The sequence below is a fragment of the Arthrobacter sp. SPT-J7 genome, from assembly GCF_059089965.1.
In genome coordinates this window covers 421,627-445,431 of sequence record NZ_JBNHFF010000002.1, presented here as the reverse complement: position 1 = coordinate 445,431, position 23,805 = coordinate 421,627, and the positions used below count along the sequence as shown (strand labels likewise).

Below are 23,805 nucleotides of genomic sequence, written 5' to 3'. Positions count from 1 at the left end.
GATGGCTCGATCCTTCCCCCTGGCCGGACTGCTGCGGCTGCGCCAGCTCCAGCAGGACCAGGCCGCCGGCAACCTCGCCGCCGCGAACAACCGCGCCCGCGAGTCCGGTGCCCGCGTGGTGGCTGCCCGGAACGAGCTGGGCGACATCATCAGTGAGGTCTCCGACGCCGCCACGCTGCATGCCGTGGCCGCCGCCCGGTCCGCCTCGCGCAGCATGCTCGCCGACCTGGAGAACCTGGACCGCACCCGGCAGCACGAGGCCCATCAGGCGCAGCAGGAGTTCCTCGCCGTGCGCAAGCAGTCCGTGGGTCTGGAGAAGCTGGAAACCCGGCACGTCCAGGCCGAGGCTGTCGAGGAGCTCCGCCGCGAACAGCTGGTACTGGACGAGCTGTCCATCGGCGCCCGGGGCGGTGACGGACGATGAGCATGGCTGACGCGATGGGCCGGATCCAGCAGATCCAGTCCACCCTGACGCAGCTGACCCAGCCGGCCGTTGCCACCGAAGCCGCTTCAGGCACCTCCGGCAGCGGCAGCACCGGCAGCACGGCCAATACGTTTGCCGACGCGCTCACCGCGGCCTCCCGCAGCTCCGCGGCCGGCGGGGTCTCCGGCGCCGCCGCTTCCGGCACTGCGGCCACCGGGAGCGCCGCCGAACTGATCGCTGCCACCGAGAAGTACGTGGGCCTGCCCTACGTTTGGGGCGGCAACGATGCCTCCGTCGGACTGGACTGCTCCTCCTTCGTGCAGCACGCCTTCCGCGACATCGGTATCGACCTGCCCCGCGTCACCTGGGACCAGATGAAGGAAGGCACTCCGGTGGCTTCCATGGCCGACGCCAAGCCGGGCGACCTGCTCTTCAGTTTCGACGGCGGCCACGTGTCCATCTATTTGGGCAATGGCAAGGCCATCGATGCCCCGCAGCCAGGCGACACCATCAAGGTCCGCGATGCGTGGGAGAACGACTCCAACATCACCACCATCCGCCGCATCCTGCCCGATGAACCCACGGTCCAGGCCGCCGGCGGCGTTGGTGCTTCCGGCGCTGTGTCCGGCTCGGCCGCACTGACCGCCGACCAGCAGCGGGCGCTGACCGAACTGATCGGCGCCGCGCAACTCTCCACCTCCAGCGGGCTAGGCTCGATGCTCGCCGGCCAGAACGGCACCGCCGGCGCGATCAGCGCCATGCTGCCCGGACAGACCGGCAACGCCGGCCTCGCCTCCATGCTCAGCGGCCAAGGCGCCTCCGGTTCCAGACCATTGACCGACCTGCTGGCCACCGCACAGGCAGCCATGGCGACAGGACAGCGAGCATGAGCCTTCCCGTGAACGCGCTGCCCATCGCTGCCGCCGCCCCGTCCCGGCCGGGCAACGCGACCGGTGCGCGCTCCTCCGGCGGCGGCTTTGACGCCGCCATGCAAGGCGCACTCCAGCAGGGTTCCGCCCACAAGCCTTCAAAGCACGACGCCGGGGGCTCCGTCGGGGGCTCCGCCGGGGGCGGCAAGACTTCCGCCGGTGCCACAGGGCAGTCCGGAACTGCGCCGGCTGGCCCCGGTTCGACGCCGGCTGGTGCCGGTGGCGACGCAACCTCCAGACCTTCCGCTGAGGCTTCCGCCCCCTCCGGCGACCCTCAGGCTGATGGAACCGCTGCCTCGGCACAGCCCGTCGGCGTCCCGACGGCGTGGCCCTTGGCTGGCGGTCAAACCCTGCCGACAGCTGACGCTGCAACCGGTGCTTTTGCCACGGGTTCAGCTGCGGGGACGGCGACGTCGGTTCTTCCCGTTGATGCGATGACCGGAAGCCAGTCGACCGGCACCGCCGAGCCCGCGGGCACAGCCGGCTGGCCCGCCATGCTTGTTGATCCCGCCGGCAGCGCAGGGTCGGCTGCTGGCGCCGCAACTTCGGCTAGCGCCGGTGCGCCCCAGGCTGGAGCCGGCGCACTCCTTGCTGCGGCGCCGTCTGGTGCCGGTATCGTCCACGATCCGGGCCTTGGCGGACAGGGAACCGGAACACCAGAAGCCGCAGGCGCAGCCGCGAATGCTCTCGCCGCCACCACCGGCCCCGGCCCGGCAGGAACCGGTTCTCCGGCTGCTGCCGCCGCGTCGGTCGCGGATGCGCTGGCCGTCCAGGGGACCGCTGCCGCCACGGCAGCCGGAGCCGGGGTTGGGGAAGCAACGCAAATCCAGGCAGGTGCTTCGCTCGCGCAAGCTGTCCCAAACCAGCCACCGGCTCAGGTGACCACAGCTACCCAGCTGCCCACCGGCGTCGTACTTCCTGGCCACACCATGCCCGGGATGGCTGCTCACGGTGGAGCTACTGCCTCCACGGGCGGGGCAGCCGCAGCAACAGCCGTGGCTGCCACCAGCGGTGGCCGTGGCGAGGCCGAACAGCTGCCGCCGAACGGCCAGGTTCCGGTCGTCGGGCAGCCTGCCGCGGTGTCCCAGCCCCCGGCCACGGCTCCGACCGCGGCACCGGCTCCCGTCCCGCCGCACCAGCAGCTGCCCTTCACCGCGCAGGTGGCGCGACCGCTGTTCACCCTGGCGCAGGCCAAGCCCGGCGAGCACGTGATGACCATCAGCGTCACGCCGGACAACCTGGGACCGGTCACCGTCCGTGCCCACGTGACGGGGGAGGGCGTCCGCGTGGAGCTCTTCGCGCCGAACGACGCCGGCCGCGACGCCCTGCGCGCCATCATGGCCGACCTGAAGCGCGATCTCGCCTCCACCGGCATGAACGCGAACCTGGATTTGTCCAACCAAAACCGGCCGAACGATGCCCGCCCGGGCATGCAGTTCGGGCCCGACGGCCGGCCCTCCGGCGGTTCGCCGGGCCAGGACGGCCGACCCGGCGCATCTGCCGGAACAGGCACCGCCCCTGACACCACCGACCCATCCGCTCTGAGACGTCCCTACGGGATTTCGACCAGCCTCGACGTGCTGGCCTGAGACAAGGAGAACCATGCCCACCGACTCAGTCCCACCCGTCGGCTCCGTCACCCCGACGTACACCGCGCCGCCCGTTCGCGCGCCCAAGCAGACCATGGACGGCGAGATGTTCATGCACCTGCTGGTCACCCAGTTGCAGAACCAGGACCCCAGCTCGCCCATGGATACCAACCAGATGATCTCGCAGAGCACCCAGCTGGCAATGATGGAGAGCATCGCCACCATGACCACCACCAGCGAGGAGAACTTCTCGCTGCAGATGCGCGGTGTGGCCGCGGCGCTGGTGGGCCAGCAGGTGAGCTACTACGGCCAGGACGGCTCGCTAATCACCGGCACCGCCTCCTCGGTGTCCTACGCCGGGCCGGTCCCGCAGGTGATCGTCGACGGCAAGGAGATCCCGCTGGATCTGGTCGCCGGGATCAACGCCGCCGCGCCGGGGGAGTCCTCCGCTGGGGCTAACGACGCCGCTGCCTCCTTGGGCGGCTCCGGCACCGACGCCTCGGTCTCCTCGGGTGGCTCCGGCACCGACGCCCCGGGGCCCAGTGGGGGCGCCGCCTGACTTGTTGTGTCCTAAAGCCGCTTTTGCAAGCCACAAATTTTCCCAGTCACTGAATCTACCGTCCGTTCCACGATCCGAAAGGCGCTGATTATGCTCCGCTCGCTCTACTCCGGAATCTCCGGCCTCCGCTCGCACCAGACCATGTTGGATGTCACCGGCAACAACATCGCCAACGTCAACACCACCGGCTTCAAGGCCTCCTCGGTCCAGTTCCAGGACACCCTGTCCCAGATGACCCAAGGCGCCGGCGGCCCGCAGGCCCAGGCCGGCGGCACCAACCCGGCACAGGTGGGCCTCGGCGTGCAGGTTGCCGGCATCTCCACCAACTTCACCCAGGGCTCCTCGCAGGCCACCGGCAAAGCCACCGACATGATGATCTCCGGCGACGGCTTCTTCGTCACCAGCAAGGGCGGCGAGCAGCTTTACACGCGCGCCGGCGCCTTTGAGTTGGACTCCACCGGACGCTTGGTGTCGCCGGACGGTGCCATCCTGCAGGGATGGATGGCCACAGGTGGGGTTGTAACAACGGGCGGTCCCGTCACCGCCATCGATCTGTCCCCGGACGCCATCTCACCCGCCGAACAGACGAAAAAAGCGGTGATGGCCGGGAACTTGCCGTCCGATGCAGAGCACGGTGCCAAGTTGGTTCGCGACATCGAAACTTTTGGGCCTGATGGCTCCAAGCGGACAGTGCAGGCAACTTTCACTTTTGACGGCAACTCCGCGCCGAAGCAATGGGCCGTATCGATAGCTGACGGCACCGCGACTCCTGCGGCCACCGCTACCTTGACGGTCGGAGGGAACGGCACACTGGCACTTTCTGCTACCCCTGTCCTCAACGGTGTCACCATTGATCTGACTGCACTCACCGGTTACGCCGGCTTGACCACTGTTGCCTTCGATAGTCAGGACGGACACGCTGCCGGAGCCTTGGAATCATTCACCATGTCGTCGGACGGCACCCTGATGGGATCGTTCAGCAATGGAACCCAAGCCGTCGTCGCGCAGGTGGCCCTGGCCAACTTCACTAACCCTGGCGGCCTCGAAAAGGCCGGCTCGTCGTCGTACCGCGTCACGGCAAACTCCGGACAGGTTGAGTTGGGCACTGCCGGCACCGCTGGACTTGGCACTCTGGCTGGCGGCTCGCTGGAAATGTCCAACGTGGACCTGTCCCAGGAGTTCACCAACCTGATCGTCGCGCAGCGTGGCTTCCAGGCCAACGCCCGTATCATCACCACCTCCGACGAAGTGCTCCAGGAACTGACCAACCTGAAGCGCTAAGGGTCCGGAGGCCTTAAAGCCACCACCGAAGTGCAGCTGCCCGACCGTTCGCGGGCAGCTGCAGCGGCCGTCTGCACCGTTCGCAGGCGGCCGCTTTTTCGTTGCCAGCGGCTTCCGAACTCACGCCCGCCAATCTCCGGGGTCCCACTATGCCTACACATTGGGTTGTTTCGATGGCGGGTCGAATATGCGTACGAATAAAATCGTGGTATGGCACTTGCACCGTTGGACCGAAACGAAGGGATGGACGAATCCCTCGCCGACGTGCGCGTCCTGTTGCAGGATTTCGCCGCCCGCTTCACCGCCGAGTCCGGTTCGCTGAGCACCCGGGAGCTTGCCAACACGGTAGCGGCGGTCGAGGACATTTCCAAGACGGTGGAATTCCTGCAAGCCGCCGGCGCCCATGCCGTGGAGCGGGCGGACATCGCCGCGAACGGGGAAACCGCAGCCCCGGCCGGCACCGAAGCAGGTGCCGGGGCATCCTCCCCGGCGGGAGTAGGGGAGTGGGCGGACCCGGCGGCCGCCATCAACACGGGCGGTGATGCCGATCCCGCCCTTGCCGTCGGCGATGCCGCGGGGCCGGAACGGCCGCGGCGCCGCCGCAAGACCGAGTTCCGGAACAACGCGGAGTATCTGCGTTCCCGGCTGGGCATCGGTATTGTCGAAGCGCGGCGCCGGCTGCGGGTCGGCAGGGCGGTCACCGCGCCGGTGCGTTTTGATGGCGAACCGGGTGCTCCGGCGCTGCCGGCCCTGGCCCAGGCCATGGCCGCCGGGGAAGTCAGCGGGAACGCCGCGGTCTTGGTCACTGATTCAATCGGCCGTACCCGCCACGCCGCAGCACCCGAAACCATGGAAGCGATGGAAGAGTCGCTGGTCCGGCAAGCCGCCGAGAGCGATGAGGACACCCTGGTGATGGTCGCGAAAACCTGGGAGACAGCGGTCGATCAGGACGGTGCCGAGCCCTCGGAAGAGGAACTGCGGTCCCGGCAGGGCATGTTCTACCGCGGCCGCCGTCGGGGCCTGCACCAGTTCGTCATCAACACCACAGACGACCAGTACGAGGCCCTGGCCACGGTAATGAACAGCGCCGCGAACCCGCGGATCCGCTCCGACGCCATCGAAACCGCCGCCAACGGCGAGGTAGCCCCTGCCGGTCCCGACAGCCACGACACAGGGACCACCGGAACCACGGAGACCGGCACGGCCGGCACCGGATGTGAAAAGGTCGTACCCTCCCACAACGATTGCGCGCCTTCCTTTCCCACTGGTGTGGAAGGCGGCGATGTTGCGGAAGCTGGTGCAGAGCCCAACGGGGTCGATCCAGCGGTCGTGGCGGGAATGGACGGCTTCACCAGGGCGCAGAAGCTGCTGGCCGGGCTGATTGGTGCCTGCCGGATCGCCCTGAACGTCGAAAAGCTTCCCGACTCGGGCGGGCACCGCACCCAGGTGATGGTCACTACCGGCTATGAACAGTTGGCCGGTCTGCTCTCGGGCGGCGGCAACGCGGTGTTCAACGGCCCGGTGTCGGCGAAAACGGTGCGCCGGATGGCCTGCGACGCCGAAATCATCCCCGCGATCCTCGGTTCCAAGGGCGAGGTGCTGGATTTGGGCCGGTCCCAACGGTTCTTCAGCCGCGCGATCCGCCGGGCACTGCTGGTTCGGGACAAGGGCTGCGCCTTCCCGGGCTGCACCATGCCCGCGTTCTGGACCGAAGCGCACCACGTCGTGCCCTGGTGGGCGGGCGGCCGGACCGAGGTCAACAACGGGGTCTGCCTCTGTGGCCTCCACCACGACCTGATCGAGCAAGGCAACTGGGAGATCACCGTCCGCGGCGGGATCCCCTGGTTCACCCCGCCCGACTACATCGATCCCGACCGCAGGCCGCTGCGCAACTCGTACTGGCAAACCCACGTCCCACCCCAGCCACTCCAGGCTCCTCAACGAAGTTGGCTTGCGCGGGGTGACGCATCTGACATCCAGCCCGCTTAGCTAACCGCGGGGCGCGCGCGGCCGAAGGTAGTAGGTAGCGGCTCACCGGAGCCCTCGAGAAACCTGGGATGGCTGATGATCGTAGTAACACGGCTGAATGACAGCCAGTTTGCGGTCAACCCTGACCTGATTGAGCGCATCCACGCCAATCCGGACACCACGCTGGTGATGGTGGACGGGGCGAAGTACATCGTCACCGAGACGATGAGCCAGGTCATCGAGATGATCGCCAGCTACCGCGCCTACGTGCTGCATCTGGCCCGTGAGCTGCCGCCTTCAGTAACCCAGCACAGCCACCCCCAACTCGGCCTTGTGCCCCCCGCGGCGCCGGCTTCCGGAGACGACTCCGGGGACACCGGTAACACTGTGCCGCTGCGCCCTAGGAATACGTAAATGGATCCCGCAACACTTATAGGCCTCCTGCTGGCCTTCGGCTCGCTCTACGCCATGATCACCCTCGAGGGTGCCCACGTTTCAGCGCTCCTCATCCCGGCCCCGATGATCCTGGTCTTTGGCGCCACCATCGCCGTTGGTTTGGCAAGCACCACGCTCAGGGACGGCATGCAGGCGATCAAAGCGCTGCCGCAGGCCTTCACCGGCAAGGTCGCGAAGCCGCAGGTAGTCATCGACCGTGTGGTCGAGCTAGCCGAAAAAGCCCGCAGTGAGGGCCTACTGGCGCTGGACGCCGAGGCTACCGAGGAGAAGGATCCGTTCATGCAGCGGGCGCTGCAGAACATTGCCGACGGCACCGACGGCGAAGAACTGCGGATCCTCCTCGAAGACGAAATCACCACGAAAGCACGTGCCGACCGCCAATCGTCCAAGTTCTACATGAGCATGGGCGGCTACGCACCGACCATCGGCATCATCGGCACCGTCGTCTCGCTGACCCACGTGCTGGAGAACCTGTCCACGCCGGACACCTTGGGACCGATGATTGCGACGGCGTTCGTAGCAACGCTGTGGGGTCTGCTCTCCGCCAACTTCATTTGGCTGCCGATCGGCGGCAAGCTGAAACGCCTCTCCGATCTGGAAACCGAACGCATGACCTTGCTGATGGAAGGCATGCTCGCCGTGCAGGCAGGCAGCCAGCCGCGTCTGCTGGGAGAACGTCTGCGGGCCATGGTTCCGGCGCATGAGATGGGCACCGGAAAACCGGCCAAGGAAGGCAAGTCCGGCAAATCCGACAACAAGCCAGAGGCCAAGGCGGCATGAAGTCACGACGTCCGCGTCGGCCGCTCGAAGAAGAGGACGAACACCCGGACGAGCGGTGGATGGCGTCCTACATGGACATGGTCACCGTCCTCATGTGCATGTTCATCGTGCTTTTCGCCATGTCCACAGTGGACGCGGCCAAGTTCCAGCAGTTGGCCAATTCGCTGGCCACCGGGTTTGGAGTGGCCCGGACCCAGACCGTTGATACGGCTGAGGGCGTAGTGGTGCCTCCGGAACTCATCGACGAAGAAGGCCAGGGGTTCACCGCCGGCGACGCCGAGGAGGACACCGAAGGCGAGCAGAAGACCGACCTGGATCTGGCCATCAAGGAAGTCAGCGACCTGCGCCGCATCCAGGAGAAGATCAACAAGGGGCTGCAGGAAGAAGGGCTCGAAAAGGCAGTCCGCTTCCAACTGGACGAACGAGGCCTGACCGTACGCCTGCTCGGCAGCGAGACGTTCTTCGAGCCGGACTCGCCGATACTTACACAGCAGACCATCAAGATCCTCAACGTGGTCGGACCGGTGCTGAAGCCGGTCGGCTACGAGCTGAAGGTCGAAGGCCACACAGCGCAGGTGCGACATTTGGACCCGGGCGCCCTGGACTGGGAACTTTCCTCCGAGCGCGCAGTGAATGTGCTGCGGCATCTGGTGGAGGACAGCGGCGTGGTGTCGAACCGGATCTCCGCTGTGGGGTTCGGGGAGTCCAGGCCACTGAAGACCAGCGGGAGCGACGACGATCTGGCGATGAACCGGCGCGTCGACATTGTGGTGCTCTCCGGCCAGCCCGAAGCCATCCGCAACCTGATGCCCGAGGTGCTCAAAGACCCGGCCGGCGCCGCCAAGGACGCTGCCGCTGAACGGGCGGAAATGGCCAAAAAGGCGGCCGAAGTCGACGCGGCGGCAAAGGCGGCGGCCGAGTCAGAAGAGACTGCTGGCACCGAAGGCAAACAGGCCGAGCGGGTGGCTGGCGAGCCGGGCGGAGGAGGCTCAGGCGGAGGCAAAATCGTCACCGGCGGCAACGGCACAGGCGGACCGGCACCGCATGCCACCTACGCGCCGGCCCCGGGCGGGAAGTCCTCCAGCGAGTGAGGCAGGCTGGCGACCGCCGAGAGCGGCCGCCAGTCACCGGGCGCCAGCCACCGACACCAGGACGGGACCTCAGGGCAACCCGGGGGCACTACATTTCGCAGACTCCTAACGCGCAGTATTTAGCTGTCGATAGTGCCTGCTGTGACGGTCCAGGAACATTTGCAATCCAGCGCGCCCGAAAAGCCGGCCAGAGCCGTCGAAGTGTATGACTTCCGGAGGCCGACCACTCTGGCGCGCGAGCACTCGCGCGTGCTGGAGCTGGCCTTCGAAACCTTCGCCCGCCAGTGGGGCACCCAGCTGACCGCCAAGGTCCGTGTGATCTGCACGGTTACCTCCGAGCAGGTCCAGATGCAGACGTACGACGAGTACGCGGCCTCGTTGCCGGCCAGTACCGCGATGGTGCTCTGCGCCTTGGACGACATCACCGGCAAGGCGGTGATCCAGTTTCCCACCAAGGCGGCGATGACCTGGGTGGACCACATGCTGGGCGGGAACGGCACGCACAACTACCCGGACCGCAAATTCACCCAGATCGAACAGGCCCTGGTCAGTCGGCTGATGGAAGACGCGCTGGAGGACCTGCGCTACTCCCTCGGCTCGCTGCTGACCACGCCGATCAGTCTGGATCAGATCCACTACAACTCGCAGTTCGCCCAGGCGGCCGCCACCAATGACCTGATGATCGTGGCGACATTCGAGATCCGCGTAGGGGAACTGTCCGCACCGGCCACGGTGGCCATCCCGGCCGAAGTGCTGCTGACCCAATTGCGCGATTCGTTCGCCCTGAGCAACCCGGCCAACGCCCGCAAACTGCTGGAGACCCAGCTGGTGCAGATCCCGGTGGATGTGTCGCTGCAGTTCGCCCCCATGCGCGTCCGCCCCGGCCAGGTACTGGACCTGTCCGTGGGCGACCTGCTTCCGCTGCCGCACCCGCAGCACCGCCCGTTGGATGTTGCCATTAACGGCGAATGTCTGGCCCATGCCGCCGTCGGCGCCAACGGCAACCGCCTGGCCGGAGTCATTGTTACAACCGAGGAGAACGCCCGATGACACAGACCCAGACCCTGCAGGCTGCTGCCGCCGACGCGCTCCTGGGGCTGCTGCCCACCAACACTCCGCTCTACGCGGTGCGCCAGGACGAGGGCGGGCCGCTGCCTGGGCAGGTAGCCTCCGCCGTCGTCGGTTCCTTCGTGGGCGGCACCTCCGCCGATGTGGCATTGGTCGTCGCCGATCAGGCCGCGCTGGCCGCTGCCGCCGGCACCGATTCCCCGCTGGTGTCCGCCGCGGATCTGCTGCGTCCGGCGCTGGAAGCGGCCACCTCGGTGCTCGGCGCCGGTGTGCTGGGGGAGGCGCACGTGGCCAACGCTGCGGCGCTGTTCTCCGATCCGGAAGCCGCGGTCTTCAAGCTCACCGGCGGAGACGGCGAGGCCGGCGGCTGGTTCGCCATCCGGCTGCGTGAGAATCCCGCGGGCATCGGCGTGGACGACTCTGTGCTGGCCAAGCTGGGCCGGATCAACAACGTGGAGATGGCGCTGACCGTGGAGATCGGCCGCACCCGGATGTCGGTGCGCGATGTGCTGAACCTGGAACCTGGCGGTGTGATTGAACTGGACCGCTCGGCCGGGGCCCCCGCGGACGTGCTGCTTAACGGCCGCCTGATCGCGCACGGCGAGGTCGTCGTCGTCGACCAGGACTACGCCGTGCGCATCACCAAGATCCTCGATGTGCCCGAAGGACTCCTCTAAATGGAGACCGTGGTCCTCGCCCTGCGGGTAGCACTGTCGCTGGCCGTGGTGCTCGGACTGCTCTGGGTGCTGCAGCGCCGCTTCAGCCGCGGCGCCCGCACCGGCGCGCGCAAACTGGTGCGCGTGGTGGAACGTCAAACCATCGGGCCGAAGGCCTCGGTAGTGGTGCTGGATGCCGATGGCCAGCGTTTCCTGCTGGGCGTGACCGACCAGGCCGTCAGTGTGCTCGACACCCGCGAGGCACCGGTTGAGGAAGAGGCGCAGCCCTCCCACCGGGCTCCGCAGACCGCGTCGGACAGCTTCGCCCGGCTGCTCGAGATGGCCACTGGCCGTGCCGCCGGCAAGGACCAGACCGCTGGACGTGCCGTCGGCAAGGACCAAACCGCCGGACGTGCCGGCGCGCGCTCCACGGGCATTGGCCACGCAACAACGCAGTACGACGGCGGAACCTCGCCCCGCCGGAGCACGTCATCTGTGGCCGGTGCCAGCCGGCAGGATGCCGCCTCCGACCCGTTTGATGCCGCGATGGCAGGGGGCCTGTACCCGATCGAGGGCGGGCGACGTTCCGAGCGCACCGGCCGCCGCGCCTCGCGGGCGGCCGGCTGGCAGGAACAGGCGCCGGATTCCCCGCTGGCCGGCTCGATCCTTTCTCCGTCCACCTGGAAGCAGACCGCCGAAGCCCTGAAGCAGGTCCGTTCGCGTTGAGCATCACCGGCACTCCGGCCCCGACGGCAGGCCGCTGGCCTCGTCTGGCCACCACAGCACTCCTGGCACTACTGCTGGCAGTGCTCTTTGCCGCAGCCGCCGCGCTGCTGAACGCCCCGTCGGCTTTCGCATCGCCGGTCGCCCCGACACCCCCGGTGGACCCGTTCGCGCCAACCGAACCGGGTTCGCCCGACGGCGACGGCGGGTTCTCGGTGGAGATCAACGGCCCCAACGGCACGCCGTCGTCGGCCGTCATTACGCTGCTGGGCATCACGCTGCTGTCGGTGGCCCCGGCGCTGCTGCTGATGATGACGTCGTTCACCAAGATCTTCGTGGTGCTGGCGATGACACGGAACGCCCTGTCGCTGCCCTCGATTCCGCCGAACCAGGTGCTCGCCGGGCTGGCCCTGTTCCTGTCCTTGTTCATCATGTGGCCGGTGCTAACCCAGGTGAACGAGCTCGGCGTCCAGCCCTACATGGAAGGGACCGAGACGTTCACCGATGCGGTGTCGGCCGCGGCCGCTCCGCTGCAGAACTTCATGCTGGCGCACACCCGGCAGGAAGACCTGGCGCTGATGATGCGTGCAGCGGACCTGCCCAACCCGGAGAACCCGGAGGAAGTGCCGCTGCAGACCCTGATTCCGGCGTTCATGATTTCGGAACTGCGTGCCGCCTTCATCATCGGCTTCGTGATCTTCGTGCCGTTCCTGGTGATCGACCTCGTGGTCGCCTCGGCGCTGATGTCCATGGGCATGATGATGCTCCCGCCGGTGATGATCTCGCTGCCGTTCAAGATCCTGCTCTTCGTGCTGGTGGATGGCTGGGGCCTGATCATCACCGCCCTGGTCGGAAGTTACGGTACCTAGCCGTGGATACAAACGCCGTCCTCGACATCGGCCTGCAGGGCCTGCTGGTCGCCGCCAAACTCTCCGCCCCGGTGCTGGTCACCGCGCTGGTGGTGGGCTTCGCCGTCTCCTTGGTGCAGTCCATGACCCAGATCCAGGAGATCACGCTCTCCTTCGTGCCGAAGGCCGTGGCCGTAGCGGTGGCGTTGCTGGTGTGCGGTCACTGGATGATCTCCGAGATGGTGTCCTTCACCCAGGAAATGTTCGAGAAAATCCCCGGCCTGCTCGGCGGCGGATAATGAACATCCCGCTCGACCAGGCGTGGATCGAGGCCACCATGCTGGCAGGAGTCCGCATGGTGGCTTTCCTGCTCATTGCCCCGCCGTTTTCCTACGGAGCCATCCCGGCCCGGATCAAGGCCATGCTCGGCGTCGGGCTGGCCCTGGCGGTGTCGCCGCGGGTGGTCAACGGGTACGAGCCGCTGAGCACCGCCGGGTTTTTCGGCGCACTGGTGCTGGAGATTCTGGTGGGTGCGCTGCTGGGCTTCCTGGTGCTCATCGTGTTCTCCGCGGTGCAGTCCGCCGGTACGCTGATCGACCTGTTCGGCGGCTTCTCGATGGCGCAGGCGTTCGATCCACAGTCGATGGTCAACGGCGCGCAGTTCACCCGGCTGTTCCAGATGGCCGCGCTGGCGCTGCTGTTCGCTTCCGACGGCTACCAGCTGATCATCGGCGGGTTGGCTCGCAGCTTCACCGCGCTGCCGCTGGCCGGGGGAGTGGACCTGGCCGAGCCGGTGCAGCTGATGATCACCGGCGTGACCCAGATGTTCCTGGCCGCGGTGCAGATTGCCGGGCCGCTGCTGGTGGTGCTGTTCCTGGCCGACGCCGGTCTGGGCCTGCTCACGCGCGTGGCCCCGGCGCTGAACGCGTTTGCGCTGGGCTTTCCGCTGAAGATCTTCCTGACCCTGATGTTGGGCGGGGTGGTGTTCGTGGCGCTGCCGCGGATTGTCTCGTCCCTGGCCGGCCAGGCCGTGACGGCGCTGACGGGGGTGGGCTAGGTGTCGCAGGAAAGCTCCGGAGAACGGACAGAGCAAGCCACGCCCAAGCGGATGAAGGAGGTCCGCCAAAAGGGCCAGCTCTCCAAGTCCCAGGACCTGACCGCCTGGCTGGGCATCGGCGCCGCAGCCGTGATGCTGCCGATGACCATCGACCGGGCCTCGCAGGCCGGCACCGACCAGCTCTTCACCGTCACACGGGTGATCGCCTCGCCCGACCCTGGTTTGGTGGTCAAGGCGCTGGAGGACGGGTTGGGCACCATCATGTACACGCTCACGCCGATGTTTCTGGCCGTGGTGGCCGTGATCATCGCCGGCGCGGCGCTGCAGGGCGGCGTCCACTGGAAGAAGTTCAAGCCGGAGACCCAGCAGTTCAACCTGGTCAACGGGATCAAGAAGGTGTTCGGGATGCAGGCGCTCTGGCAGGGCGTCAAGGCGCTGCTGAAGACCGTGGTGGTGGGGCTTGCCTTGTACTTTGTGGTGCAGGGACTGGTTCCGGTGCTGATGACCGCCGGCGGGCTCTCGGTCTCCTCGCTGCTCGACGCCGCCGGTGCCGGCACCGCCGGACTGCTGCAGACGGCGATCATCGCCGGCCTGGTCCTGGCCGCGCTGGACGTGATGGTGGTGATCCGGCGGAACCGGAAGAAGACCCGGATGACCAAGAAGGAAGTCCGGGACGAGAACAAGAACAGCGAAGGCGATCCGCTGATCAAGTCGCAGCGGCGTTCGCGGCAGTTGGCGATGAGCCGGAACAGGATGATCGCCGCGGTCGGAGGCTCCGACGTCGTGCTGGTTAACCCGACGCACTACGCGGTGGCGCTGAAATACGAACCGGGCAAATCCGCGCCGCGCGTGGTGGCCAAGGGTGCCGGCCTGATTGCGGCCCGCATCCGCGAGGAAGCGGAGACCACGCGGGTGCCGGTGGTGCGGGACGTGCCGCTGGCGCGTGCGCTGCACGCGGCGTGCGAGATCGGGCAGGAAATCCCGCTGGAGCTCTACAACGCCGTGGCCCGCGTGCTGGCCTTCGTGATGAGCCTCAAAGCCCGCGGCGCCTCGGCCAGTACAGGCGCAGGCGTCCACACTATGGCGGAGCCGGCGATGACAGATGCCGATGCTGCCGCCCATGCTTCAACCCCGCAGGGCCGACGTGCCTTGTCCTTACCGTCGCCTGGAGGTGACCGATGAACCGCAACCTCTCCAAGCTCGCTGTCCCCATGGGCGTGGTGGGCATCATCCTGCTGCTGGTGGTGCCGATCCCGGCCGGGCTGCTGGATGTTCTGATCATCGTGAACATTTTGCTGGCGCTGGTGATCCTGCTGACCACCATGTTCGTGAAGAAGCCGCTGGACTTCTCCGTGTTCCCCTCGCTGCTGCTGGTGGCCACGCTGTTCCGGCTGGGCCTGAACGTGGCTTCCACCCGTCTGGTGCTGGGCGACGGGTACGCCGGACAGGTGATCGAAGCCTTCGGGAATGTGGCCGTGGGCGGTTCGATCATTATCGGCGCGGTGGTCTTCCTGATCCTGGTGGTCATCCAGTTTGTGGTGGTCACCAAGGGCGCCGAGCGCGTGGCCGAAGTGGGCGCGCGCTTCACGCTGGATGCGATGCCCGGCAAGCAGATGGCGATCGACGCCGACCTGAACGCCGGCCTGATCACCGATGTGCAGGCCCGCGAACGGCGTGCCGAGGTGTCCGCCGAAGCTGACTTCTACGGTGCGATGGACGGTGCGTCCAAGTTCGTCAAGGGCGACGCGATCGCCGGCATCATCATCATCATCATCAACATCGTCGGCGGCATCGCCATCGGCATGCTGCAGCGGGGCATGGAGATCGGCGACGCGGTCAGCACCTATACGCTGCTGACCATCGGCGACGGCCTGGTCACACAGATCCCGGCACTGCTGATGGCCGTGTCCACCGGCATGGTCGTGACGCGGTCCAACGCGGACTCGGAAATGGGTTCGGACGCCTCCGACCAGCTGACCCAGTCCCGCCAGGCGCTGATGATCGCCGGCGGCGCGGCCATTCTGCTGGCGCTGATTCCCGGCATGCCCAAGATCCCGTTCATCCTGGTGGGCGCGTTCCTGATTTTCATGGCCCAACGGCTCAAGGCATCGGAGGCGGCCAAAGCGAAGAACGACGACGCCGCTGCCGCCGAAGCGGGCCCGTCGGCTCCCGCTTCGGAGACCACCGAGGACTTGATCGAGCAGATGCGGGTGCATGCGCTGGAGATCCAGTTGGCACCTGACCTGGTGGACCTGGTTTCCGGTGCGTCGGACGACCTGCTGGCCCGGGTGCGGGCCTTGCGCCGGAAGATCGCGATGGAACTGGGCATTGTGGTGCCGCCGGTGCGCACCCGCGACAGCATCGATCTGCCCCTCTCCACCTACGCGATCCGGATTGCCGGCGTGGAGACCGGTCGCGGCGAGGCCCCGGCCGGCAAGGTACTGGCGCTGGGCGACAACCTGGACTCGCTGCCCGGCATCGCCACGGTGGAGCCGGTGTTCGGGCTGGCCGGCAAGTGGGTTCCGGCGGAGATGCGGCACAGTGCGGAAATGACCGGAGCCACGGTGATCGACCGGGTTTCGGTCCTGGTGACCCACCTGTCCTCGCTGATCTCGGCCAACGCGGCCCGGCTGCTCACCCGCGAGGACGTGCGCGTGCTGACCGAGGGCGTGAAGTCGGTGAACCCGTCTGCCGTCGACGAACTCACGCCGTCGCTGCTGTCCCTGGCCGAGGTGCAACGGGTGCTGCAGGGCTTGCTGGCGGAGCAGATCCCGATCAACGACCTGCCGCGCATCTACGAAGCGCTGGCGCTCAAGGCCAAGTCCTCCACCGATCCGGAAGGGCTGATCGAAGCAGCCCGGCAGGCCCTGGGGCCGGCCTTGACCGCGCAGTACCTGGACGGGCAGTTGCTGCGGGTCATCATGATCGAACCCACGCTGGAGCAGTCCATGCTGGAGGGCATGCGGCCGTCCGAACTGGGCACGCAGATCCTGTTGTCCGCCGACCGGACCGAAGCCGTGCTGGCCTCGTTGCGGGATGCCTTGGAGAAGGTGGAAGCCAACGGCCTCACCGCAGTTCTCGTCTGCGCGCCCGCGCTCCGTCCGGCCATCCGCCGGCTGGTCTCGGCGCAGGCCGGGGGACTTCCGGTACTGTCCTACCAGGAGGTCACCTCCGCCAACGTGAAGATCGAGACCGTGGGGGTAGTGCGTGTCGGCCAGACGGCTGCAGCTTAAAGGCGCTTCACTGCAGGAACTAAAAGCCCAGGTCCTGGCCGAGCACGGACCGGACGCGAAAATCGTCGCCGCGGAGAAAGTCACCGTCGGCGGCATCCGCGGATTCTTCGCCCGTGAGCACTACGAAGTCACCGTGGAACTGCCTGCCCCTTCGGTGCGCGGCCAGCATGCGCTGGACCAGAAGGCCCGCGCCGGCATCGCCGCACTGCTGGCGGACGCGGAGTTCGCCGAATCCCAGATGCACGGCGCCCAAGTGCACGGCAAGGCCCCCGAACTGCACGTATCCACCCACACGGACCAGTTCGCGGTCATCATGGATAACCTGACGTTTAACACGGCCCGGCCCACCCGGCTGCCCCAGGGCGCCAAGCTGGAGGAGCCGGGGGCCGGGCCTGCCGTGCAGACGCCAACCCGGCCGGAGCCGGGCGCGGCTGCGGGCACCGGGACGCCTGCGGCAAGGCCCGGGTTCGGCCGGCGGAGAACCGACTCGAAACCAGCCGCCGAAGACCCGCCACAGTCCGCGGCGGCCGGGCAAGGCCAGGAGCCGGGTGCCGTTGCTGCGGGGACTCTGGCGGAGCCGGCTGATACGTCGGCTGCTTCGGTTCGCCCTGCAGCTGTGCCAGCCGGGCCGCCCGCCGCGTCGGTGGCCCTTCCCGCCCCGGAGGCAAAGCCGTTGGAGGGCGCAGTCACGGTGGAGCCGGACGAGACGGGACAAGCTTCTGGTCCGGGATTGTCGGCAGTGCCGGGCATTCCTGCGCCGCTCTACGGGCCGGGGGACCTGGTGCTGGTGATTGGCCAAGGTGGCGATGCCGTCGAGGCAGCCACGTCCATGGCCGCCGCCGCGCCAGCCGTCAACGGCGCGCCGTCGGAGGCTGCCGACTGGATCTCCAGCGGCGGGAACATCGTCAGGATGGCCGGAGCCTATGCTGCCGAGGTCAGGCGCCCGGTGCAGGACCGCAACAGCGCCATCGGAGCGCGCGCCCGCGGTGTGGAAAGGGGGCAGAGCGTCTTCGTGGCGTTTGGCTTGGGCCACACGCTCACGCCGTCCCTGGAGATGCTCGCGATCCTGCCGGCACTGGGAGCTGACCAAGTCTGGCTTGCCGTGGACGCCGGGCGTAAGTCCGAGGACACCGATCGCTGGGTGCAGGCGGTGCAGCGTGTTGTTGTTCCCGACGGTCTGGCCGTCACCGGAAGCCGGCACACCAGCACTCCGAAGACGGTCAACACCTTGGGCGTTCCGGTCGGCTGGATCGACGGGGCGCCGTCAGAGGCCGCCTGGCTCTGACGTCCGCGAGGCAGCGGGCAGGTGGCGCGCAACGGCTGGCAGGGTGTGGGCCTGCTTGGATTCATGACAGGCGAGTACCAGTACGTCGTGGCCCGGCCGAACCGCGTTTTACCTGCGATAGAGTTGACGCGTGCTGGTGCTGACGCGAAAACCCGGAGAGCGGATCCTGATCGGTGACGACATTGTCATCACCGTGCTGGACGCCCGCCGCGACGGCGTCCGCCTCGGCATCGAGGCCCCGCGCGGGGTAAAAATCCAGCGCGATGAAGTGGTCCAGGCCGTCAGCGAAGCCAATGTGGCTGCCGCGCAGAGCGGGCCGGAGGCCGAAGAGCGCATCAAGGCCCTGCTGGGGCTGCATGCTCCCGGCAACACCGAAGCCAGCGGAAACTGACCTCTCCATCGACCGGCTACGGGCCGTTTCCCCTGTGCTGAAGCGCCTTCACCGTCGCCGGCCCTCGCCGGAAACGGCAGTGTGCTCCGACAACCGACGCCCAGTTCTGCGGGTCGTACTGGGCGGAACACCGCTGTCGTCGTGGTCTTTTTGACCTAACCCGGGGCGGCAGGATATTCTTAATCGTCGTTGTGCGTGTCCAACCTCGATACGCTATGTCCGTGAGACGGCCCAGTTGCAGGGCCAACCTGATCCACGGAAATAGCCGAGACTCTCTGGGCCACTGGTCAGATTTCAGTCCTCACCTGAAGTTCCGGTAGCGCATCACCAACTTTGCGCGTGCGTTCTGCGAAGAATGCGCCGCTACCTAAGAACACCAAACGAAGGCAAAAACCGTGCGTACGTACACTCCGAAGCCCGGCGATATCAACCGCCAGTGGCACGTCATTGACGCCACCGACGTTGTCCTGGGTCGTCTTGCCAGCCAGACCGCAACACTGCTGCGCGGAAAGCACAAGCCGACCTTTGCTCCTCACATGGACATGGGCGATTTCGTCATCATCATCAACGCAGAGAAGGTTGCCCTGACCGGCGCCAAGCTCGAAAAGAAGCGTGCCTACCGCCACTCCGGTTTCCCGGGTGGCCTGTCCTCCGTCAGCTACGCCGAACTGCTGGAAAAGAACCCGGTTCGCGCAGTTGAGAAGGCCATCAGGGGCATGCTGCCGAAGAACTCCCTGGCTGCCCAGCAGCTGTCTAAGCTGAAGGTCTACACGGGTGCCGAGCACCCGCACGCTGCCCAGCAGCCGAAGACGTTCGAAATCACCCAGGTCGCCCAGTAGCGCCGGCCACCACTAGAAACTTAATTCAAGGAGAATCGTGGCTGAAGAGCTGAACAACGCTGCTGAGGGCGAAACCCTCACCAGCTACACCTCGGAGTCATCCGAGGCCACCGAGACCGCCAAGAAGGAACGCCCGGCCCTGACCGTCGGCGGAGCTGCCGTTGGTCGCCGCAAGCAGGCCATCGCCCGCGTGCGCCTGGTTCCGGGTTCCGGCAACTGGTCCATCAACGATCGTGAACTGGCGAACTACTTCCCGAACAAGCTGCACCAGCAGGAAGTGAACGATCCGTTCAAGATCCTGGATCTGGAAGGCGCTTACGACGTTATCGCCCGCATCCACGGCGGCGGCCCCTCCGGCCAGGCCGGTGCGCTGCGCCTGGGTGTTGCCCGCGCGCTGAACGAGATCGACCGCGAGAACAACCGGCCGACGCTGAAGAAGGCCGGTTTCCTCACCCGCGACGCCCGCATCATCGAGCGCAAGAAGGCCGGCCTCAAGAAGGCCCGTAAGGCACCCCAGTACTCGAAGCGCTAAACCGCTTCGGAAGTCTGTGCTTCCACCGCGAGGCCCCTCAGCATCTGCTGCGGGGCCTCGCGGCCGTTTAAGCGGCCTGGCCGCCGCGCCGTCACCGGACACTCCAGCGGGCACTCCTGCGGCCACGGTGCACCAGCCGGGCCGGTGGCAGCTTCATCTGACGGTCGGTTTTATGACCGGCGACACGCTGTGAAACGTCACGGCGGAACCCTGCCGTAAAATGGTCCGCAATGTCTAGATTATTTGGTACCGACGGAGTCCGCGGCCTGGCAAACGGGTTGATCACAGCCGAGCTCGCCCTGGAAGTGGCGCAGGCCGCCGCAGTGGTTTTGGGCCACCGGCAAGTTGACAACGGCAGGCGCCCGACGGCGGTGATCGCCCGCGACCCGCGCGCCAGTGGCGAGTTCATCAGCTCTGCCGTCGAGGCGGGCCTGGCCAGCTCCGGCGTCGACGTGTATGACGCCGGTGTGCTGCCCACACCAGCCGCCGCGTACCTGGTGGGGGACCTGAACGCCGACTTCGGTGTGATGATCTCCGCCTCGCACAACCCGGCTCCGGACAACGGCATCAAGTTCTTCGCCCGCGGCGGCCACAAGCTGCCCGACGAGGTCGAGAACGCGATCGAAGAGGAAATGTCCCGGCCGCGCCTGCGGCCAACGGGAGCAGACGTCGGACGGATCCAGCGCTTCTCCGACGCCGAAGACCGCTACATCCTCCACCTGCTGCAGACCCTGCCCGTCCGCCTCGAAGGCCTGAAGGTCGTCCTCGATTGCGCGCACGGTGCCGCCAGTGGCTGCTCGCCGGAAGTCTTCCGCGCCGCCGGTGCCGACATCGTGGTGATGGGTGCCGAACCGGACGGGTTGAACATCAACGACGGCGTGGGCTCCACCCACCTGGAGAAGCTGCAGGCCGCCGTCGTCGAGCATGCCGCAGACCTGGGTATTGCCCACGACGGCGATGCCGACCGCTGCCTGGCCGTGGACGAGCGCGGCGCGGTGGTGGACGGCGACCAGATCATGACCATCCTAGCGCTTGCCCTGCGCGAAGCCGGACGGCTCAAAGACGACGTCCTGGTAGCCACCGTGATGAGCAACCTCGGCATGAAGCTGGCGCTGCGGGAAGCCGGCATCCGGATCGAGGAAACCGCGGTGGGCGACCGTTACGTGCTGGAAAACATGCGCGCCAACGGCTACTCGCTGGGCGGCGAACAGTCCGGCCACGTCATCTTCTCGGACTATGCCACCACCGGCGACGGCGTGCTGACCGGGCTGCAGCTGGCCGCGCAGGTGGCCAAGACCGGCAAGCCGCTGTCCGAGTTGTCCCAGCTGATGGTCCGGCTGCCCCAAGTCCTGATCAACGTCAAGGACGTGGACAAGACAGCCGTCAGCACCAACCAGCCGCTCCAACAGGCCGTCGAGGCCGCCTCTGCGCGACTGGGCGAGACCGGCCGGGTGCTGCTGCGCCCGTCCGGCACGGAGCCGGTGGTCCGCGTGATGGTGGAGGCCGCCGACATGGCAACCGCGCAGGCCACCGCCGAGGAGCTGGCGCAGACGGTCAAGCAGCACCTGTCCCTGGAGCCGGCTGACGTCGACTAGTCCCAACGTCGGGCTCATCCCGGCGCCGACTGCGGTCAGCGCCGGGGGATGTTGATGTGCCGAACTTGGTGGCTACAGCCGGTTGCGTGCCTGCAGCTCGTCGCGGATCTCGGTCAGCAGCGCGAGGTGCGGGTCCACGGCCTCTTCGTCTTTGTTGATGCCCAGTCGGCGGTTGCGCCGCTCGATCAGGTGGTTCATCGGAGTGACAACCACAAAGTAGACTGCGGCGGCAATCAGCAGGAAGTTCACGATGGCCGTGAGCAGGACACCGAAAGCGACCTCATTGCCGTTAAAGTTCCAGAGCAGGAAGCTGTCGAAGTTGGGCGAGCCGACCAGGCCGGCGATGAACGGCATCAGCACGCTGTTCACCAGGGCATTGACCACGGCGCCGAAGGCTGAGCCGATGATCACGGCGACGGCGAGGTCAATGACGTTGCCCTTCATGATGAATTCTTTAAACCCGTTGAGCATGTCGCCCAATGTATCGCCCATCCTCAGCCAGGCAGCGGATGCATGCGGCAAGCCCCTCCGCCGCCGTCATTTATAGCGCGGGGCCGGGGGAAGGCCGAAATACTCCTCAAGCGAGTGGATGCCTCGTTTCGCCATCTTCCCCGCCACTTTCTTGCCCACGTAACGCAGGTGCCAGGGTTCAGGCGAATACCCCGTCACATCCTCTTCCCCGGGCAGGTAGCGGATGATGAACCCGAACCGGACCGCATTGCGGGCAACCCAGATTCCGGCGGCGGTGTCGGCGAAGCATTGCTGCAGGTTGCAGGCTCCAGTGCTGTCGCCGACGTCCAGGGACAGGCCGGTTTGGTGCTCCGAATAGCCGGGGCGAGCCGAAATCATGTCTGCGGCCGCCTGACTGCCGTGCTGGAGGACCCAGTGGTTGTAGGTTTCCACCTGCGTGGCATAGGAACGGAATCCGCTGACCATGACCAGTGGCGCTCCGTCGGCCGCAGCGGCGCTAAACATTTTCTCGGTGGCGTCTGCCACGGCATCGCGCAGCATGGCAGACTCGCCGCCGGTCCCGATGCTCACCGCCGGCCGGCGCAGGTCGTTGGGGTGGTAATCCAGCGGGACCAGCGGCCTGGCCTTGTTAACGACGACGCCGATGCTCGCCGGATCGGTGTGGTCTTCCCGGGCATCAGCCGCGCCGTCGTCCTTTCCGGTGCCCTTTCCCGCGTCCTTCGGGCTCTGTTCCGGCACCGGCAGGGAGGTGGCGCCCTCTGACGGTTTCGCGGCTGCCGTCGTCGTGGGGGAGGGCTTGGACTCATCCGCCGGAACGCAACCGGTGAGCAGAGCCAGTACAGCGGCCAGGCCTGCGGCGAGCACCGGAGCCCTCAGAGCAGACATCTCAGGTTTTCCGCAGCAGCATTCTGCGGATGGAGTGGTCCGCATCCTTGGTGAGCACCAGTTGTGCCCGGCCGCGTGTCGGCAGCACGTTCTCCCTCAGGTTCGGTTCGTTGATCCGGCGCCAGATGCCCAGCGCGGTCTCGGTGGCCTCGGTGTCCGTGAGTGAGGCGTAGCGGTGGAAATAGGATTCCGGGTCGGCGAACGACGTCCGCCGCAGTTTGTGGAAGCGGTTGACGTACCACTGCTCAATATAGGACGTCTTGGCGTCCACATAAACGGAGAAATCGAAAAAGTCGCTCAACGCCAGTCCGGTCCGTCCGTCCGCCCGCGGGCGCGCCGGAGCCAACACGTTCAGCCCCTCCACAATCAGCACATCCGGACGGTGGACCACCACTTCCTTGTCCGGCACGATGTCGTACGTCAGGTGCGAGTACCAAGGCGCCCGCACTTCTTCGGCTCCCGACTTGACCTCGGACACGAAGCGCAGCAGCGCCCGCTGGTCGTAAGACTCCGGGAATCCCTTGCGTTCCATCAGGCCGCGCCGTGCCAACTCGGCATTCGGGTAGAGGAACCCGTCGGTGGTGATCAGCTCCACGTTCGGAGTGTCCGGCCAGCGGCGCAACATCTCGCGCAGCACGCGAGCCGTGGTCGACTTCCCGACGGCGACCGACCCGGCCACGCCGATCACGAACGGGGTGCGGCGGCTGGTTTCGCCCAAAAACGTGGTGGTGGCCTTGTGCAGCTCGCCGGCCGCGCCCACATACAAATTGAGCAGACGGGACAGCGGCAGGTAGACCTCGCGGACCTCATCCAGGTTCAGGGCATCGCCCAAGCCCCGGAGCCGCTCAATATCGTCCTGGTCCAGCGGCTGCTCAATCTCATTGGACAGCCGGGACCAGGTCTGCCGGTCCAGCTCAACGTATGGTGTGAAATTACTCTCACCGCTTGACGCCGTCGTCTTCGGTGTCGCATCAGTCACGTATGAATTGTGCCTGCTGCGGGTTTCAAATCCCAAAAGGCGCGCGACGGCGGCGCGCCGGGTTACGCCGCCGGCCCGCCGCGCGCGGGCCTTGGGTTCAGCGCTGGCCCGCGGATAGACAGGGAGAAGAGCAGGTGCTGTCTGCGGCCGGTCTGCGGGCAGGTAC

25 protein-coding genes are annotated in these 23,805 nt (G+C 66.9%); 22 read left to right on the top strand and 3 right to left on the bottom strand.

Features of this window, described 5'->3' with window-relative positions; genetic code table 11:
• The first annotated feature begins 1 nt into the window (after nucleotide 1).
• The 22 genes from AC5RWX_RS04875 (at nucleotide 2) to glmM (ending at nucleotide 21,304) form a co-directional block, all read left to right on the top strand.
• Nucleotides 2-424 carry a flagellar FliJ family protein gene (locus tag AC5RWX_RS04875; RefSeq protein WP_493940097.1) on the top strand — a complete coding sequence of 141 codons (423 nt, stop codon included), beginning with the start codon at nucleotides 2-4 and terminating at the stop codon, nucleotides 422-424.
• A 2-nt stretch (nucleotides 425-426) separates the two neighbouring features.
• Nucleotides 427-1,314 carry a C40 family peptidase gene (locus tag AC5RWX_RS04870; RefSeq protein WP_494097041.1) on the top strand — a complete coding sequence of 296 codons (888 nt, stop codon included), beginning with the start codon at nucleotides 427-429 and terminating at the stop codon, nucleotides 1,312-1,314.
• Nucleotides 1,311-2,942: a flagellar hook-length control protein FliK gene (locus tag AC5RWX_RS04865; protein WP_493940095.1), complete on the top strand. Its 1,632-nt coding sequence runs from the start codon at nucleotides 1,311-1,313 to the stop codon at nucleotides 2,940-2,942. The genes AC5RWX_RS04870 and AC5RWX_RS04865 overlap by 4 nt, the downstream gene beginning before the upstream one ends.
• Before the next feature lie 13 nt (nucleotides 2,943-2,955).
• Nucleotides 2,956-3,501, top strand: coding sequence for a flagellar hook assembly protein FlgD (locus AC5RWX_RS04860; RefSeq protein ID WP_493940094.1), 546 nt, complete (start codon nucleotides 2,956-2,958; stop codon nucleotides 3,499-3,501).
• A gap of 90 nt (nucleotides 3,502-3,591) precedes the next feature.
• Complete coding sequence (locus tag AC5RWX_RS04855) at nucleotides 3,592-4,782, top strand: flagellar hook protein FlgE (RefSeq protein ID WP_493940093.1); 1,191 nt, start codon at nucleotides 3,592-3,594, stop codon at nucleotides 4,780-4,782.
• Between the two features lie 210 nt (nucleotides 4,783-4,992).
• The gene (locus AC5RWX_RS04850; protein ID WP_493940092.1) at nucleotides 4,993-6,771 is read left to right on the top strand and encodes a DUF222 domain-containing protein; all 1,779 of its coding nucleotides are present in this window, start codon (nucleotides 4,993-4,995) and stop codon (nucleotides 6,769-6,771) included.
• Between the two features lie 75 nt (nucleotides 6,772-6,846).
• On the top strand, nucleotides 6,847-7,164 hold the full coding sequence (locus tag AC5RWX_RS04845) for a flagellar FlbD family protein (RefSeq protein WP_493940091.1): 318 nt from the start codon (nucleotides 6,847-6,849) through the stop codon (nucleotides 7,162-7,164).
• The gene (locus AC5RWX_RS04840; RefSeq protein WP_493940090.1) at nucleotides 7,165-7,986 is read left to right on the top strand and encodes a motility protein A; all 822 of its coding nucleotides are present in this window, start codon (nucleotides 7,165-7,167) and stop codon (nucleotides 7,984-7,986) included. It abuts the gene before it with no gap.
• Nucleotides 7,983-9,077, top strand: a complete 1,095-nt coding sequence (locus tag AC5RWX_RS04835) for an OmpA/MotB family protein (RefSeq protein WP_493940089.1) — start codon at nucleotides 7,983-7,985, stop codon at nucleotides 9,075-9,077. The genes AC5RWX_RS04840 and AC5RWX_RS04835 overlap by 4 nt, the downstream gene beginning before the upstream one ends.
• 141 nt (nucleotides 9,078-9,218) lie before the next feature.
• Nucleotides 9,219-10,127: a flagellar motor switch protein FliM gene (locus AC5RWX_RS04830; protein ID WP_494062542.1), complete on the top strand. Its 909-nt coding sequence runs from the start codon at nucleotides 9,219-9,221 to the stop codon at nucleotides 10,125-10,127.
• Entirely contained in the window at nucleotides 10,124-10,822 is a 699-nt protein-coding gene (gene fliN, locus AC5RWX_RS04825; protein ID WP_493940087.1) for a flagellar motor switch protein FliN, read from the top strand. Before AC5RWX_RS04830 ends, fliN begins: the two co-directional genes overlap by 4 nt.
• Nucleotides 10,823-11,527 (top strand): FliO/MopB family protein, encoded by a 705-nt coding sequence (locus tag AC5RWX_RS04820; protein ID WP_493940086.1) that lies wholly within the window; start codon nucleotides 10,823-10,825, stop codon nucleotides 11,525-11,527.
• A 2-nt stretch (nucleotides 11,528-11,529) separates the two neighbouring features.
• Entirely contained in the window at nucleotides 11,530-12,393 is an 864-nt protein-coding gene (gene fliP, locus AC5RWX_RS04815; RefSeq protein ID WP_493940111.1) for a flagellar type III secretion system pore protein FliP, read from the top strand.
• 2 nt (nucleotides 12,394-12,395) lie between these two features.
• Nucleotides 12,396-12,671: a flagellar biosynthesis protein FliQ gene (fliQ, locus tag AC5RWX_RS04810; RefSeq protein ID WP_493940085.1), complete on the top strand. Its 276-nt coding sequence runs from the start codon at nucleotides 12,396-12,398 to the stop codon at nucleotides 12,669-12,671.
• Nucleotides 12,671-13,429 carry a flagellar biosynthetic protein FliR gene (locus tag AC5RWX_RS04805; protein ID WP_493940084.1) on the top strand — a complete coding sequence of 253 codons (759 nt, stop codon included), beginning with the start codon at nucleotides 12,671-12,673 and terminating at the stop codon, nucleotides 13,427-13,429. Before fliQ ends, AC5RWX_RS04805 begins: the two co-directional genes overlap by 1 nt.
• Nucleotides 13,430-14,611: an EscU/YscU/HrcU family type III secretion system export apparatus switch protein gene (locus tag AC5RWX_RS04800; protein WP_493940083.1), complete on the top strand. Its 1,182-nt coding sequence runs from the start codon at nucleotides 13,430-13,432 to the stop codon at nucleotides 14,609-14,611.
• Nucleotides 14,608-16,662 (top strand): flagellar biosynthesis protein FlhA, encoded by a 2,055-nt coding sequence (locus AC5RWX_RS04795; protein ID WP_493940082.1) that lies wholly within the window; start codon nucleotides 14,608-14,610, stop codon nucleotides 16,660-16,662. Before AC5RWX_RS04800 ends, AC5RWX_RS04795 begins: the two co-directional genes overlap by 4 nt.
• Nucleotides 16,637-17,947: a hypothetical protein gene (locus AC5RWX_RS04790; RefSeq protein ID WP_493940081.1), complete on the top strand. Its 1,311-nt coding sequence runs from the start codon at nucleotides 16,637-16,639 to the stop codon at nucleotides 17,945-17,947. The genes AC5RWX_RS04795 and AC5RWX_RS04790 overlap by 26 nt, the downstream gene beginning before the upstream one ends.
• A 130-nt stretch (nucleotides 17,948-18,077) precedes the next feature.
• The gene (gene csrA, locus AC5RWX_RS04785; protein ID WP_493940080.1) at nucleotides 18,078-18,338 is read left to right on the top strand and encodes a carbon storage regulator CsrA; all 261 of its coding nucleotides are present in this window, start codon (nucleotides 18,078-18,080) and stop codon (nucleotides 18,336-18,338) included.
• 395 nt (nucleotides 18,339-18,733) lie between these two features.
• Nucleotides 18,734-19,177: a 50S ribosomal protein L13 gene (gene rplM / locus AC5RWX_RS04780; RefSeq protein WP_493940079.1), complete on the top strand. Its 444-nt coding sequence runs from the start codon at nucleotides 18,734-18,736 to the stop codon at nucleotides 19,175-19,177.
• Between the two features lie 37 nt (nucleotides 19,178-19,214).
• Nucleotides 19,215-19,709 (top strand): 30S ribosomal protein S9, encoded by a 495-nt coding sequence (gene rpsI, locus AC5RWX_RS04775; RefSeq protein WP_493940078.1) that lies wholly within the window; start codon nucleotides 19,215-19,217, stop codon nucleotides 19,707-19,709.
• A gap of 230 nt (nucleotides 19,710-19,939) precedes the next feature.
• Entirely contained in the window at nucleotides 19,940-21,304 is a 1,365-nt protein-coding gene (gene glmM / locus AC5RWX_RS04770) for a phosphoglucosamine mutase (protein WP_493940077.1), read from the top strand.
• Between the two features lie 72 nt (nucleotides 21,305-21,376).
• Here the strand turns inward: glmM and mscL are convergent, their stop codons facing one another.
• The 3 genes from mscL to coaA form a co-directional block, all read right to left on the bottom strand.
• The gene (gene mscL, locus AC5RWX_RS04765; protein ID WP_493940110.1) at nucleotides 21,377-21,775 is read right to left on the bottom strand and encodes a large conductance mechanosensitive channel protein MscL; all 399 of its coding nucleotides are present in this window, start codon (nucleotides 21,773-21,775) and stop codon (nucleotides 21,377-21,379) included.
• Nucleotides 21,776-21,841: 66 nt separating this feature from the next.
• Nucleotides 21,842-22,660, bottom strand: a complete 819-nt coding sequence (locus tag AC5RWX_RS04760) for a M15 family metallopeptidase (RefSeq protein WP_493940076.1) — start codon at nucleotides 22,658-22,660, stop codon at nucleotides 21,842-21,844.
• Between the two features lies 1 nt (nucleotide 22,661).
• Nucleotides 22,662-23,639 carry a type I pantothenate kinase gene (coaA, locus tag AC5RWX_RS04755; protein WP_493940075.1) on the bottom strand — a complete coding sequence of 326 codons (978 nt, stop codon included), beginning with the start codon at nucleotides 23,637-23,639 and terminating at the stop codon, nucleotides 22,662-22,664.
• Nucleotides 23,640-23,805 lie beyond the last annotated feature (166 nt).

What these genes read in the sequence shown, in the direction of transcription:
- AC5RWX_RS04795 (WP_493940082.1), top strand. Translation starts at nt 14,608, where the DNA reads ATGAACCGCAACCTCTCCAAGCTCGCTGTCCCCATGGGCGTGGTGGGC.
- AC5RWX_RS04840 (WP_493940090.1), top strand. Translation starts at nt 7,165, where the DNA reads ATGGATCCCGCAACACTTATAGGCCTCCTGCTGGCCTTCGGCTCGCTC.
- AC5RWX_RS04845 (WP_493940091.1), top strand. Translation starts at nt 6,847, where the DNA reads ATGATCGTAGTAACACGGCTGAATGACAGCCAGTTTGCGGTCAACCCT.
- AC5RWX_RS04835 (WP_493940089.1), top strand. Translation starts at nt 7,983, where the DNA reads ATGAAGTCACGACGTCCGCGTCGGCCGCTCGAAGAAGAGGACGAACAC.
- AC5RWX_RS04805 (WP_493940084.1), top strand. Translation starts at nt 12,671, where the DNA reads ATGAACATCCCGCTCGACCAGGCGTGGATCGAGGCCACCATGCTGGCA.
- AC5RWX_RS04870 (WP_494097041.1), top strand. Translation starts at nt 427, where the DNA reads ATGGCTGACGCGATGGGCCGGATCCAGCAGATCCAGTCCACCCTGACG.
- AC5RWX_RS04865 (WP_493940095.1), top strand. Translation starts at nt 1,311, where the DNA reads ATGAGCCTTCCCGTGAACGCGCTGCCCATCGCTGCCGCCGCCCCGTCC.
- AC5RWX_RS04850 (WP_493940092.1), top strand. Translation starts at nt 4,993, where the DNA reads ATGGCACTTGCACCGTTGGACCGAAACGAAGGGATGGACGAATCCCTC.
- AC5RWX_RS04855 (WP_493940093.1), top strand. Translation starts at nt 3,592, where the DNA reads ATGCTCCGCTCGCTCTACTCCGGAATCTCCGGCCTCCGCTCGCACCAG.
- AC5RWX_RS04820 (WP_493940086.1), top strand. Translation starts at nt 10,823, where the DNA reads ATGGAGACCGTGGTCCTCGCCCTGCGGGTAGCACTGTCGCTGGCCGTG.
- glmM (WP_493940077.1), top strand. Translation starts at nt 19,940, where the DNA reads ATGTCTAGATTATTTGGTACCGACGGAGTCCGCGGCCTGGCAAACGGG.
- AC5RWX_RS04860 (WP_493940094.1), top strand. Translation starts at nt 2,956, where the DNA reads ATGCCCACCGACTCAGTCCCACCCGTCGGCTCCGTCACCCCGACGTAC.
- AC5RWX_RS04875 (WP_493940097.1), top strand. Translation starts at nt 2, where the DNA reads ATGGCTCGATCCTTCCCCCTGGCCGGACTGCTGCGGCTGCGCCAGCTC.
- AC5RWX_RS04760 (WP_493940076.1), bottom strand. Translation starts at nt 22,660, where the DNA reads ATGTCTGCTCTGAGGGCTCCGGTGCTCGCCGCAGGCCTGGCCGCTGTA.
- mscL (WP_493940110.1), bottom strand. Translation starts at nt 21,775, where the DNA reads ATGCTCAACGGGTTTAAAGAATTCATCATGAAGGGCAACGTCATTGAC.
- fliN (WP_493940087.1), top strand. Translation starts at nt 10,124, where the DNA reads ATGACACAGACCCAGACCCTGCAGGCTGCTGCCGCCGACGCGCTCCTG.